Origin of the sequence: Phenylobacterium sp. (assembly GCF_013822795.1) — a bacterium.
GTDB lineage: Bacteria > Pseudomonadota > Alphaproteobacteria > Caulobacterales > Caulobacteraceae > Phenylobacterium.
Genome location: NZ_PNLB01000006.1, coordinates 58667 through 72254, shown reverse-complemented (window position 1 = coordinate 72254; position 13588 = coordinate 58667). Strand labels below are relative to the sequence as shown.

The window sequence follows — 13588 nt, the reverse complement described above, 5'->3', positions numbered from 1 at the left end:
TCGTTGCATCGCCACCCCGGAACAACCGATCCTTGATTAGTACGGCCCCGATCCGGCGGCGTCGACTCCAAGCTTGCGCGGCCGCCGACGGGCGCCGCGCAACCGCCACTACCCTGCGTTTTCTGCAAAGCGTTGCAATTATGTGCTTCCGCAAGCCGCGATCAATTCCTACCATTTCAGTAGGGCCATAATCCGCCCGCCGCGTGGCGGGAAAAATAATCTGGGGATATCAATGACGTATCGCGTACTGTTGCTCGCGGCGACTTCCGCCGTGAGTCTGTTTTCTGGCGTGGCTTACGCTCAATCGGGCGCTGGTGAAGTCGAAGAACTGGTCGTCACCGGCACCCGCACCGAGGGCCGCTCCCGGCTCGAAACTCTCGCCCCCGTGGATGTGATCAGCGCCGACGCGCTGCAGCAGCGCGGCACGACCGAACTGGCGACCGCGCTGGCGACTGCGGTCCCGTCCATCACCTTCCCGCGCCCCTCGAACACCGACGGCACCGACGCCATCCGCCCGGCCACCCTGCGCGGCCAGGGCCCGGACCAGACCCTAGTGCTGGTCAACGGCACGCGCCGTCACGCCACCGCGCTCGTCAACACCAACGGCTCGGTGGGCCGCGGCTCGGCCGCCGTCGACCTCAACGCCATTCCGTCGAGCGCCATCGACCGCATCGAGGTGCTGCGTGACGGCGCCTCGGCCCAGTACGGCTCCGACGCTATCGCCGGCGTCATCAACATGCGCCTGCGCGAAGCCGCCAGCGGCGGCGGCCTGTCGGTGACCTACGGCTCGTACCTCACCAGCTTCGACGGCTACTACGGCCGCAAGGACGACATCAGCGACGGCGCCACCACCACGGTGTCCGGCTGGCAGGGCCTGAGCTTCCTCGGCGACGGCTTCCTGACGCTCTCGGCCGAGTACCGCTCGCGCGAGAACACCAACCGCAGCGACATCGACATGCGCGTCACTCCCAACCGTATCACCTCGCGGTTCGGCGACGCCGACGTCGACGACATCTCGTTCTACGCCAACGCCGGCAAGTCGCTGAACGACATCTGGGACCTCTACGGCTGGTACGGCTACCAGCACCGCGACGCCTCCAGCGCCGCGACCTATCGCCTGCCGACCGACACCCAGCAGAACATCCTGTCGGTCTATCCGAACGGCTACCTGCCCTATCTGACGACCGACACCGAGGATAACAGCGCCGGCCTCGGCGTCCGCGGCCAGATCGCCGGGTTCAACGCCGACTTCAACATCGTCTACGGCAAGAACGATATCGACTTCGGCGTCCAGAACACCATCAACCCGTCGTATGGCCCGACCTCGCCGACCTCGTTCCAGGCCGGCGGCCTGACCTACGACCAACTGGTCTTCGGCGCCGACTTCAGCCGTGAGTTCGACGTCGGCCTGGCTGGCCCGCTGAACGTCGCCTTCGGCCTCGAGGCGCGCAAAGAGACTTACAAGATCAACCAGGGCGAAGTCGCTTCGTACGCCCGCGGCCCGGTCACCGGCGTGGCCTTCGGCTCGCGCGGCTTCGCCGGCTTCACCCCGTCCAATGAGGTGGATGTCGATCGCGACAACGTCGGCGTCTATGTCGACCTGGAAGGCAAGGTCACCGAACAACTGACCCTGTCGGCCGCCGTCCGCTACGAGGACTATTCCGACTTCGGGGACACCACGACCGGCAAGTTCGCCGCCCGCTACGAGTTCTCGCCGGAGTTCGCCGTCCGCGGCGCGATCTCCAGCGGCTTCCGCGCCCCGGCGCTGCAACAACAGTACTTCACCTCGACCTCGATCCTCTACATCGACAACGTCCCCTACGAGACCGGCACCTACCCGGCCACCAGTCCGGTCGCCCGGGCCCTAGGCGCCGAGCCGCTGAAGGCCGAGACCTCCGACAACTACGCGCTTGGCTTCGTCTTCCGCCGCGGGGCCTTCGAACTCACGGTCGACGGCTACAAGATCGACGTGAAGGACCGCATCGTCCTCTCGGAAACCCTGACCGGCAGCCCGACGGCAGCCCCGGGGACCAACGCCCGGGTGATCTACGACCTGCTTTCGCCGCTCGGCGCGACTGCAGCCCGCTTCTTCATCAACGGCGTCGACACCGAGACCGTCGGCGTCGATGTGGTGGCGCGCTATCGCATCGTCGACGAGCAGGCCGGGACCTTCGACCTGACCGCGGCGGCCAACTACAACGACGTCGACGTCACCAAGACCCCGGTGACCAAGACCTCGATCCTGCCGACCCCGACCTCGCTCTTCGCCCGCCAGGCGACGCTGCGCTTCGAAGACGGCACGCCCAAGCACAAGCTGGCCCTGCAGGGCGACTGGAACCGCGAGGCCTGGGGCGCCACCGTGCGCACCACGATCTATGGCGACGTCCTTTCGCCGGGCGCAGCCCTGGACGGCAGCGGCGACAACCGCACCGGCACGCGCGGCCTCGTCGACCTGGAAGCCCGCTACACCTTCCCGATCGGCCTGACCGCCTCCGTGGGCGCCGACAACGTCTTCGACGTCTATCCGCGCCAGATTACGCCGAACCAGAACACGACCTCGGCGTCGCCGTTCTCGTCGTTCTCGCCGTTCGGGTTCAACGGCCGCTTCGTCTACGGCCGCCTGGCCTACAAGTGGTAGCCTAGGCGCTACGACCGGAACTGACGCGGCGCAGGGCTATCTCGGCCCTGCGCCGCTGTCGTTTCACAGCTATCCACAGGGGCGACATTTCTCCTGTGGGTTCCGCTGACATCGGCGCAGACCGCCCCCCTCTGGGTTAGGTATCTGTAAAGCGATGTCCATCGTTCCCGCCCTCGATCTCCGCCCCGCCCAGAACGACGCCGCGATCCCGCATGCGCCGGCGAACATCGAGGCCGAACAGGCCCTGCTGGGCGCCCTGCTGTACGATAACGCCGCCTTCGAACGGCTCGGCGACTTCCTGCAGGCCCGCCATTTCTACGAACCGTTCCACCAGCGGCTGTTCACCGCGCTCGAATCCGCCGTCCGCAAGGGCCAGCTCGCCGAGCCGATCCTGTTGGCCGAGCAGTTCAACCGCGATCCGGCGTTCGAGGAACTGGGCGGCATTCGCTACCTGGCCGACCTTGTCGACCGCGCGCCCCCGGCCGCCAACGCGCCGGACTATTCACGCGCCATCTACGACCTAGCGCTACGCCGCGACTTGATCCGGATCGGCGGCGAAATCGCCCTGACCGCCCAGCAGGGCGACGCCGAACGTTCGGCCCGGGACCAGATCGAGGCCGCCGAAGCCCAGCTGTTCACCCTAGCCGAGGCCGGCGGCACCAATCAGGGTTTCGTGCCGTTCGCCGAGGCCGTGCACGGCGCCGTGACCCTGGCGGCGGAGGCGCACGCCCGTGACGGGGGTCTGGCCGGCATCTCGACCGGCCTGCTCGACCTTGACCGCAAGATCGGCGGCCTGCACCCGTCCGACCTGCTGATCCTCGCCGCCCGTCCGTCGATGGGAAAGACCTCGCTGGCCTGTAACATCGCCTTCGACGTCGCGCGCCACTACGCGTGGGAGCCGCAGCCCGACGGCACTAAGAAGACCGTCTCCGGCGGCGTCGTCGCGTTCTTCTCGCTCGAAATGTCCGCCGACCAGCTGGCCATGCGTCTGCTGGCCGAGAGTTCCGGGGTTTCCGGCGACAAGCTGCGGAAGGGCGAAATCGACGCCCTGGAGTTCAGCCGTATCCGCGACGCCGCCCTGGAGATCCAGGACGCGCCGCTGTTCATCGACGCCACCGGCGGCATCACCATCGCCAAGCTCGCCGCCCGGGCCCGTCGCCTGAAGCGGACCCATGGCCTCGACCTGATCGTCATCGACTACCTCCAGCTCGTCACCGGCGGCGATGGCAAGAGCGACAACCGGGTGCAGGAAGTCTCCATGATCACCCAGTCGATGAAGGCCTTGGCCAAGGAGCTGGCGGTGCCGGTCATCGCCCTGTCGCAGCTCTCCCGTCAGGTGGAAAACCGCGAGGACAAGCGGCCCCAGCTCTCCGACCTGCGGGAATCCGGCTCGATCGAACAGGACGCCGACATGGTCATGTTCATCTACCGCGAGAGCTACTACCTCGGCCGAGCCGAGCCCCGCGAAGGCACCCCAGAACACCTGACCTGGCAGGAGGAGATGGACCGCTGCCAGGGCACGGCCGACGTGATCATCGCCAAGCAGCGTCACGGTCCCATCGGCACGGTGAAACTGTCCTTCGACTCGGACATCACCAAGTTCGGCAACCTGGCGCACAGCCACTTCTACACGTCAGACGACTAAGCCGTCGGGCAAGCCCTCTTCAGCGATCGGAATAGGCCCGGCCTCGCGCCGCCCGCCGGGCTCGGCTATGGGACAGGCGATGTCTTCCTCCTCCCCTGCGCGCCTGACCATCGATCTCGACGCGCTCGCGCACAACTTCGCCGTCCTGCGCGCCGCCGCTCCAGGCGCCGACGCCGCTCCGGTGATCAAGGCCGACGGTTATGGTCTGGGCGCCGGTCCAGTCGGGCGCCGGCTGTGGGCGGAGGGCGCGCGCGCCTTTTACGTCGCACGACTGTCAGAAGGCGTGGCGCTGCGCGCGGAACTCTGCCCCGAGCGTCCGGCCGCTATCTACGTGCTGGACGGCTTCCTGCCCGCCGATGGGCCGCGCCTGGCCGGGTCCGGACTGACGCCCGTGCTGGAGAGCCTGCCTCAGATCGAAGCTGCGAACGCCTACGCGGCCTCGGCTGGCCCGCTGCCCATCGTCCTCCAGGTGGACACCGGCATGAACCGCCAGGGTGTCACGCTCGAAGAGGCCCGGGCGCTCGCCGCGGCCCCTGACCGGTTGCGTCACCTCGAGGTCCAGGTGTTGATGAGCCACCTCGGCTCGGCCACCGATCCGGCCGATGCGCGCAACGCGCTGCAACTTGAGCGCTTCAACCAGGTGCGCCCGTTGTTTCCGAACGCCCGGGCCAGCTTCGCAGCGTCGGCCGGCATCATGCTGGGCGAAGACTACCGCGCCGACATCATCCGTCCCGGCATCAGCCTCTACGGGGGCGGCCCGGAAGAACGGCCCGATCCGCGGCTCAAGGCCGTGGCCAAGCTTGAGGCCAAGATCCTCTACATCCGCAACGTCCAGCCCGGCGAAACCATCGGCTACGGCTCGCGGGTCGTCGCCGACCGTCCGATCCGCATGGCCGTGGTCGGGGCCGGCTACGCTGACGGCGTCATCCGCGCCTCGCAACGCGGCGGCTACGCCTGGTACGCAGGCGCGCGCCGCCAGGTGCTGATCGTGACCATGGACCTGATCGGCGTCGACCTGGGCCAAACTCCAGCCGCCATCGGCGACTATGTGGAACTGCTGGGGCCAAACGTGCTGATCGACGACATCGCCACGGCCGCCGGCACCGTGGCGCACGAGTGCCTCGTGCGCCTGGGCGGACGGCCTGAGCGGGTCTACATCGGCGAGGCCTAGCCTTTCGACAGCGCTTCCAGCTTGGCCGGCCCGATCGCCGCCACCGCCAACTTCAGCTCGTCGATGCTCGCGCCCTCGCCCTCGGCCGCGACCATGAAACGGTCGCCGACCAGCACGCTATACTGACCATGGCGCGTGGCGCTGTCGTAGGACTCCTGCGTCATCCGCCCGTCGACCTTGCCGACCTTCTCGTATTTGCCGTTCGACTCGCTCGACGACTGCATGTTGAACGCGCTGGCCATACCGGCCAGGGCCCCGGCCGCGCCCAGGTCGGTGACGCTGAGCCGGATCTTGGCGTCGCCCTTGGTGTAGACCCCCTCGGCCTGCGAGCCGGACATCCCGGCCGCTCCGCCCGAGCCGGTGGTCAGATCGGTGCGAGCGTAGCCGGCGATCGCTTCGGGCAAGTAGGCCTTCAGGACGTCGGGCTGGATCGCCTCGGGGCCCTCGCCGCTTTCCATTTGCTTGGCCGCGGCCTCCATCTGCTTGGAGGCCTCCTCCAGTTTGCCCAGATCGACCGACTTGTCGCCGATCTGCACGGTGTTGGAGCTCAAGGCGCCGGCCGCGCCCATACCCGCCAGGCCCAGGCCGCCGACCAGCGTCGTCGCCGCCGTGATCAGGAAGGACAGGATGATCGCCACGATCACGGTGACCGCCGTGTAGCCGAACGCCTTCTCCGGCGGCGACTTCATGAGCTTCGGCAAGCCGAGATAGAGCAGATAGATCCCGTAGAGGGACGCCAGGATCGCCAGCACGCCGATGATCGGCAGCAGCGCGAACACCCCCGCGATCCAGCCGGCCGTGCTCGAATAGACGGCCAGCTTCATCGCCTGGACCTGGTTCTTCTGGCCGTCGAACGACGGCGCCAGGCCATCGATGATCAGGCCCAGCACGAACACCATCACCAGGTTCAGCACGTAGCCCATGACCGCGCTGACCAGCCCGAAGAGGATGGGCATCTTGATCCCGAACGCGCCGCCGATCAGCGATCCGCCGATCAGGCCGCAGATGGCGGGGATCAGGGCCAGTATGGCCGCGTAGTTCTTGAAGAGCCCGGCCGTGGTCGCCGGCTCAGCCTCGATCTGGTCCCACGTCGGGGACGGCTTCAACAGGATCGACTTAACACGCTCAACCAGCCCCGACGTCGCGGCCCCCGGTTCCACTGCGCTCATTCACGCCTCCACCCTTGGAAAACCCATCGCCCTACTCGCGTAACGTGAATCTATCTCATGGCATTCGACGGACGCCAACTTCGGCGCGACGGACTTGCGCCGCGACCGCCGCTAGACTGCGCATTTGTACGAATCACGGAGTTCGCATGGCCCGCGACGGCGCTGTCTATGTCTGCCAGTCCTGCGGCGCGGTGCAGAACAAGTGGGCCGGACAGTGCCCGGCCTGCAGCGCCTGGAACACCCTGGTCGAAGAGGTCCAGAGCCGCCCCCCCGGCGCCCTGGCCCCCACGAAGGCCAGCCGCGCGCGCGGCGTCAACTTCCAGGGCCTGGAGGACGAGGTTCCCGCCCCGCCGCGGATCTCGACCGGCGTCGACGAATTCGACCGCGTCTGCGGCGGTGGCGTGGTGCCGGGCTCGGCCATCCTGCTAGGCGGCGATCCGGGGGTCGGCAAGTCGACCCTGCTGCTGCAGGTGGCCGCCAACGCCGCACGTCGCGGCGTGCGTTGCGCCTACATCTCCGGCGAAGAGGCTATCGAACAGGTCCGCGGCCGCGCGCAGCGCATGGGCCTGGCCGACGCGCCGGTGCGCCTGGCCGCTGAAACCTCGCTGCGCGACATCCTCGACAGCCTCAAGCGCGAGAAGTTCGACCTCGTCGTCATCGACTCCATCCAGACCATGTGGAGCGACGCGCACGAGGCCGCGCCCGGTTCGGTCACCCAGGTCCGCGCCGCCGCCGGCGAGTTGGTGAGGCTGGCCAAGAAGCAATCGGTGGCCATGATCCTGGTCGGCCACGTCACCAAAGACGGCGCCATCGCCGGTCCGCGCGTGGTCGAACACATGGTCGACGCCGTCCTGACCTTCGAGGGCGAGCGCGGCTATCCGTTCCGTATCCTGCGCGGCACCAAGAACCGCTTCGGCGCCACCGACGAGATCGGGGTCTTCGAAATGGGCGACGCCGGCCTCGGCGAAGTCCGCAATCCGTCGGCCCTGTTCCTCGACACCTCGGGCGAGCGGGCCGCCGGCGCAGCGGTGTTCGCCGGCATCGAGGGCTCGCGCCCGGTTTTGGTCGAGTTCCAGGCCCTGGTCGCGCCGTCGGCCTACGGCACGCCGCGGCGCGCCGTCGTCGGCTGGGATTCCGGACGCCTGGCCATGGTGCTGGCGGTGCTGGAGGCCCGCTGCGGCCTCTCGCTCGGCGACCGCGACGTCTATCTGAACGTCGCCGGCGGCCTGCGGGTCACCGAGCCCGCCGCCGACCTGGCCGCCGCAGCCGCCCTCGCCTCCTCGGCCCTCGATGAGGCGTTGCCTCAGGACTGCGTGGTGTTCGGAGAGATCGGGCTGTCGGGCGACATCCGTTCGGTCAGCCGTATGGACTCGCGCATGAAGGAGGCCGCCAAGCTCGGCTTCAAGCGCGTGCTGGGGCCACAGGGGCTCGATGACGGCGGGGCCATGAAGGTCACCGGTGCGCCGCGGCTGGCGGACGCCATCCGCCGCATCGGTGAATGCCAGTGGGAGTAGCTGGCTTGCCCTGGTTCGACATCATCGTCCTGGCCGTGCTGCTGATCTCGGCCGCCGTCGGGTTCTTCAGCGGCGCGACCCGCGAGATGGTCCGGGCGCTCTCCTTCGTGTTGGCGGCCGTCGTCGCGGTGTTCGGCCTGCGCTGGACCGCCCCCATCGGCCGCAGCCTGGTGGACACGCCGCCCTGGGCCGGCGCGGTCGTGGCCGGGCTCGCCGCCTTCATCATCGTCTATGCGACATTGCGCGTCACCGGCGGGGCCATGGTGCGCGGCGTGCACAGCACCCATGTACTCGGCGTTCTGGACCGTACCGTCGGTCTCGGATTCGGCCTCGTGCGCGCGCTCGTGGTCCTGGGCGCCCTCCATCTGGCGTTCCAGGCGGCGACTCCGCCCGACCGGGTTCCGCGGTGGATGACGGGTGCGGCGTTTTATCCTCTGACCGGCGCGGCGGCCAAATCGCTAAAAGCCTTCGCGCCCAAGGGCTTAGACATGGCAGGTAAACTCGCGCCCACAATCGGGGACGCAGTTCGTGAAGGTTCGGCGACGGACCGGGGTGACTCTGAAGACGCCCAAGGCTATGACCCCGGCGAACGACGCAGGCTGGACGATCTGGTGGAGAAATCCCGATGACTCAGGATCAAGATCGATGGCGCCAGCCGACCTTCCGCGATCCTGACGACGATACTCCCCGGCTCGAATGCGGGGTCTTCGGCGTCTACGACACCGCCGCTGCGGCGGCGGTCACCGCGCTGGGTCTGCACGCCCTCCAACACCGCGGCCAGGAGGCCTGCGGCATCGCGGTCTTCGACGGCCAGCGCTTCCATACCGAGCGCCACATGGGCCATGTCGGCGACGCATTCGCCGGTCACGACCTGGTGGATCGCCTTCCGGGTCACTCGGCCATCGGCCACACCCGCTACTCGACGGCCGGCGGCAGCTTCATCCGCAACGTCCAGCCGATGTTCGCCGACCTCGAGGCCGGCGGCGTGGCCCTGGCCCACAACGGCAACCTCACCAACTTCCTGACCCTGCGCGAGCAGCTCGTCGCTGAAGGCGCGATCTTCCAGTCGACCTCGGACTCCGAGGTGATCCTTCACCTGCTGGCCCGTTCGCGGAAAGCCAAGTTCGTCGAGCGCTTCGTCGACGCCCTCTCCAAGATCGAAGGCGGCTACGCCCTCGTCGCCCTGACCAACAAGAAGCTGATCGGCGTCCGTGACCCGCTGGGCATCCGCCCGCTGGTGCTCGGCGACCTCGACGGCAAGCCGGTCCTGGCGTCGGAGACCTGCGCCCTCGACATGATCGGCGCCAAGTTCGTTCGCGACGTCGAGCACGGCGAGATGGTGGTCATCGACCACAAGGGCATCCGCAGCATGAAGCCGTTCCCGGCGGCCCGCGCGCGTCCCTGCATCTTCGAGTACGTCTACTTCGCCCGCCCGGACTCGGTCGTGAACGGCCGCTCGGTCTATGACGTGCGCAAGCGCATGGGCCGGCGCCTGGCCCAGGAAAGCCACGTGCCGGTCGACGTCGTCGTGCCAGTGCCCGACTCCGGCGTCCCCGCCGCCCTCGGCTATTCGCAGGAAACCGGCGTGCCCTTCGAGATGGGCATCATCCGCAACCACTATGTCGGCCGGACCTTCATCCAGCCGACCCAGGGCGCCCGCGAGCTGGGCGTTCGCATGAAGCTCTCGCCGAACCGCAACGTCCTGGCCGGCAAGCGCGTGATGCTGATCGACGACTCCATCGTCCGCGGCACCAACTCGGTCCGCGTCGTGCGCATGGTTCGCGAGGCCGGCGCCGCCGAGGTCCACCTGCGCTCGGCCTCGCCGCCGATCATGTGGCCCGACTACTACGGCATCGACATGCCCGACCGCGAGCACCTGCTGGCGGCCAACAAGTCGGTCGAGGAGATCGCCAAGATCCTCGACGTCGACTCGATGGGCTACCTCTCGGTCGAAGGCCTCTACGAAGCCATGCAGGCCGCCCCGCGCGACCCGGTCAATCCGCAGTTCACCGACCACTACTTCACCGGCGACTACCCGACCCGTCTGCTGGACCGGGAAATCGCCGAGGGACGTAACGACGGCGCCGACCGTCAGCTGTCGTTCCTGGTCGACGCGTGAGGCCAGGCCCGCGGGCCTGGCTCAAGACGCTAGGCCTGGATTGGTACATCGCCGCGATCGTCGGAATGGTGGTGCTCGCCTCCATCCTGCCGGCGCGCGGCGCCGCCGCCCCGATTGTCTCCGACCTGACCAAGGCCGGGATCGCGCTCGTCTTCTTCTTGCACGGCGCCAAGCTCAGCCAGGAGGCCGTGATCAAGGGCCTGCTGCACTGGCGGCTGCACGGCCTGGTGCTGGGCGCCACCTTCATCCTCTGGCCGCTCCTCGGCCTCGGGGCCTCGGCGCTGCCGGGCTGGATCGTGCCGGCCGTGCTGGCGCCGGGCCTTGTCTACCTCGCCTGCCTGCCCTCGACGATCCAGTCGGCCATCGGCTTCACCGCCATCGGCAAGGGCAACGTCGCGGCGGCGGTCTGCGGGGCGTCGGTCTCCAATCTACTGGGCATGTTCATCACTCCGCTGCTGGTCGGCATGCTGCTCGGGGCCGAGGGCGGCGGTCTCTCGTTCTCGTCGTTCGAAGCCATCCTGCTGCAGCTGCTGGCGCCGTTCCTGGCCGGCCAAATGCTGCGCCGCTGGATCGGCGGTTGGATCACGCGCCATGCCAAGCCGCTCGGCCTGGTCGACAAGTTCTCAATCCTGCTGGTGGTCTACAACGCCTTCTCCGGCGCGGTCGTCGCCGGCATCTGGTCCAAGGTCTCGGCCCTCGATCTCATCCGCATCATCCTGGTCTGCCTGGTGCTGCTGGCGATCTCGCTGGGCTTCATGATCTGGGTCGCCCGCGTCCGCGGCTTCCCGAAGGAAGACGAAATCGCCATCGCCTTCGCCGGCTGCAACAAGAGCCTGGCGGCCGGCGTGCCCATGGCCGGCGTGCTGTTCCCGGCCGCGACGGTAGGGTTCGTGCTTCTGCCGGTGATGCTGTACCACCAGTTCCAACTCATGCTCTGCGCCGTCCTGGCGCAGCGCTACGCCCAACGTCCGCTTCAAGAGCCAAGTCATGACTGAGTCCCTTCCCCTCGACGGCCGCATCGCCCTGGTCACCGGCGCCACGCGCGGCATCGGCCGCGAATGCGCTCTGGCCCTCGCCAAGGCGGGCGCGCACGTCATCGCCGTGGGCCGCAATCAGGGCGCGCTGGAATCCCTCGACGACGAGATCAAGGAAGCGACCGGCAAGTCGGCCACCCTGGTGCCGCTGGACCTGATGAAGGGCGAAGACATCGACGGCCTCGGCCTGGCGATCCACCAGCGCTTCCAGCGCCTCGACATCCTGGTGCACGCTGCGGCGATCCTCGGCGGCCTGACCCCGGTGTCGCACATCGATCCGCCGATCTGGGACCGGGTGGTCAGCGCCAACCTGACCGCCACCTATCGCTTGATCCGCTCCACCGAACGGCTGCTGCGCGAGTCCGACGCCGGCCGCGGCCTGTTCTTCACCTCCGGTCGTGTCGAGCGTCCGAAGGCCTTCTGGGGCGCCTATGGAGCCACCAAGGCCGCCGTCGAGCACCTGGTCCGCACCTGGGCAGACGAGCTGGAAAACACGACCGTGCGCGCCGCGCTGATCGATCCGGGCGCCATGCGCACCAAGATGCGCGCCGAAGCCATGCCCGGCGAGGATCCGATGGACCTGCCGCACCCGTCGGAGATCGGCCCGCTGATCGTGGAACTGGCCCAGGCTGACCTGGGCCTGCCGAAGACTACCGTCCGCTTTTCCGATTGGCAGTCGGCCGGGACGCCCGCTTCGGCTTGACGCCGGGGCGGTTCAGCTTGGCGGCGCGGCCCTTCGGGGTGGGGCCCGCGCCGACCTTCGCCTTGCCGGGCGCGACCTGCTTGGTCTTCGGCTTCACCTTGGGCTTCGGCTTGGCGGCGACCTCGGCGGCGACGGCTCCAGCCTCAGCCTTGGCGCGCACCGCCGCCACGCCCTTCGGCGTCACAACCTTCTTGCCCAGCTTCGGCGCGAACGTCGGCACGGACGAGCGCGGCGCCGGTCCGCCCTTTTCCTCGCCCTCGGCGTAGGGGTTCTTGTTCGACTTGACGGTCAGCCGCATCGGCACGCCGGGCATGTCGAAGCTCTCGCGCAGCGAGTTGATAAGATACCGGCGATAGTGGTCCGGCAGCTGGTCGGCCCGGCTCGCGAACAGCACGAAGGTCGGCGGGCGCGCCTTGATCTGCGCCATATACTTCGGCTTCACGCGGCGGCCGCCGACGGCGGGCGGCGGGTGCCGTTCCAACGCCATCTTCAGCCAGTCGTTGAGGTCGCGGGTCTTTACCTTGGTCGACCAGTCGCCATGCACCTTGAACACCGACGGCATCAGCCGGTCCAGGTGCCGGCCGGTTTCCGCCGACAGCGCCACGACCGGAGAGCCGCGCAGCTGCGGCAGCAGCCGGCCGGCTTCCTCGGTGATTTCCTTCAGGGTCGCGCCCTGGTTCTCGATCAGGTCCCACTTGGCTAGGCAGAACACCAGGCCGCGGCCTTCGCGCTCGACCAGGTCGGCGATCTGCAGGTCCTGGATCTCGAACGGATGGGTGGCGTCCATCACCAGGATCACCACCTCGGCGAAGGTGATCGCCCTGATGGTGTCGCTGGTCGAGAGCTTCTCGAGCTTTTCCTGCACCTTGGCCTTGCGGCGCAGACCGGCCGTATCGACCAGCCGCACCGGACGGCCTTCCCAGGTCCAGTCGACCGGGATGGCGTCGCGGGTGATGCCGGCCTCGGGGCCGGTCAGCAGCCGGTCCTCGCCGATCAGCTTGTTGACCAGAGTCGACTTGCCGGCGTTCGGACGACCGACGATGGCGATGCGGATCGGCTTCTCGCCCTCGTCCTCATCCTCATCCTCGATCTCGGGCCAGGCCACGAGCAGGGCCTGGTAGAGATCGGCCATGCCCTCGCCGTGCTCGGCCGAGATCGCCACCGGCTCGCCCAGGCCCAGGCCGAAGGCCTCGTTGACTCCGGCGTCGCTGGCTTTGCCCTCAGCCTTGTTGGCGGCCAGGATCACCGGCTTGTCATGACGACGCAGGATCTCGGCGAACACCTCGTCCATCGGCGTCACGCCCTCGCGGGCGTCGACCACAAACAGGGCGACGTCGGCCTCCTCGATGGCCAGCACCGTTTGCTGGCGCATGCGCGATTCCAGGCTGTCGTCGGTGACATCCTCGAAGCCGGCGGTGTCGATCAGTTCCAGGTCGAGGTCGCCGATCCGGCCGGAGCCGAAGCGCCGGTCACGGGTGACGCCGGGCTGGTCGTCGACGATCGCGAGCTTCTTGCCCGCCAGCCGGTTAAACAATGTCGACTTGCCGACATTGGGCCGTCCGACGATAGCGAGCCGCATAGGCATAAAATCAGCT

10 protein-coding genes are annotated in these 13588 nt (G+C 68.2%); 8 read left to right on the top strand and 2 right to left on the bottom strand.

The features are described from left to right. Positions 1 to 271: 271 nt before the first annotated feature. The 3 genes from C0481_RS07025 (at position 272) to alr (ending at position 5454) form a co-directional block, all read left to right on the top strand. Positions 272 to 2638 (top strand): TonB-dependent receptor, encoded by a 2367-nt coding sequence (locus C0481_RS07025; protein ID WP_363223266.1) that lies wholly within the window; start codon positions 272 to 274, stop codon positions 2636 to 2638. A 154-nt stretch (positions 2639 to 2792) separates the two neighbouring features. Next, positions 2793 to 4283 (top strand): replicative DNA helicase, encoded by a 1491-nt coding sequence (locus C0481_RS07020; protein WP_293402042.1) that lies wholly within the window; start codon positions 2793 to 2795, stop codon positions 4281 to 4283. A gap of 79 nt (positions 4284 to 4362) precedes the next feature. After that, on the top strand, positions 4363 to 5454 hold the full coding sequence (gene alr, locus C0481_RS07015) for an alanine racemase (protein ID WP_293402040.1): 1092 nt from the start codon (positions 4363 to 4365) through the stop codon (positions 5452 to 5454). On the opposite strand, the gene C0481_RS07010 is transcribed toward alr, so the two are convergent. Further along, positions 5451 to 6623, bottom strand: a complete 1173-nt coding sequence (locus tag C0481_RS07010; RefSeq protein WP_293402038.1) for a Yip1 family protein — start codon at positions 6621 to 6623, stop codon at positions 5451 to 5453. The two genes, alr and C0481_RS07010, sit on opposite strands and share 4 nt — an antisense overlap. A gap of 146 nt (positions 6624 to 6769) precedes the next feature. Here C0481_RS07010 and radA point away from each other — a divergent pair, with 146 nt between their 5' ends. From radA to C0481_RS06985, 5 genes are read left to right on the top strand one after another with little or no spacing between them, the layout of a single operon-like run. Next, positions 6770 to 8137 (top strand): DNA repair protein RadA, encoded by a 1368-nt coding sequence (gene radA / locus C0481_RS07005; protein ID WP_293402036.1) that lies wholly within the window; start codon positions 6770 to 6772, stop codon positions 8135 to 8137. 5 nt (positions 8138 to 8142) lie between these two features. Next, complete coding sequence (locus C0481_RS07000) at positions 8143 to 8766, top strand: CvpA family protein (RefSeq protein WP_293402034.1); 624 nt, start codon at positions 8143 to 8145, stop codon at positions 8764 to 8766. Then, positions 8763 to 10256, top strand: coding sequence for an amidophosphoribosyltransferase (gene purF, locus C0481_RS06995; RefSeq protein ID WP_293402032.1), 1494 nt, complete (start codon positions 8763 to 8765; stop codon positions 10254 to 10256). Before C0481_RS07000 ends, purF begins: the two co-directional genes overlap by 4 nt. After that, entirely contained in the window at positions 10253 to 11251 is a 999-nt protein-coding gene (locus tag C0481_RS06990; RefSeq protein ID WP_293402030.1) for a bile acid:sodium symporter family protein, read from the top strand. Before purF ends, C0481_RS06990 begins: the two co-directional genes overlap by 4 nt. After that, a complete protein-coding gene (locus tag C0481_RS06985; protein ID WP_293402028.1) occupies positions 11244 to 11993 on the top strand; it encodes an SDR family NAD(P)-dependent oxidoreductase in 750 nt (249 codons plus the stop codon). Before C0481_RS06990 ends, C0481_RS06985 begins: the two co-directional genes overlap by 8 nt. Here the strand turns inward: C0481_RS06985 and der are convergent. Beyond that, positions 11941 to 13578 (bottom strand): ribosome biogenesis GTPase Der, encoded by a 1638-nt coding sequence (der, locus tag C0481_RS06980; RefSeq protein WP_293402026.1) that lies wholly within the window; start codon positions 13576 to 13578, stop codon positions 11941 to 11943. The genes C0481_RS06985 and der overlap by 53 nt on opposite strands. Positions 13579 to 13588 lie beyond the last annotated feature (10 nt).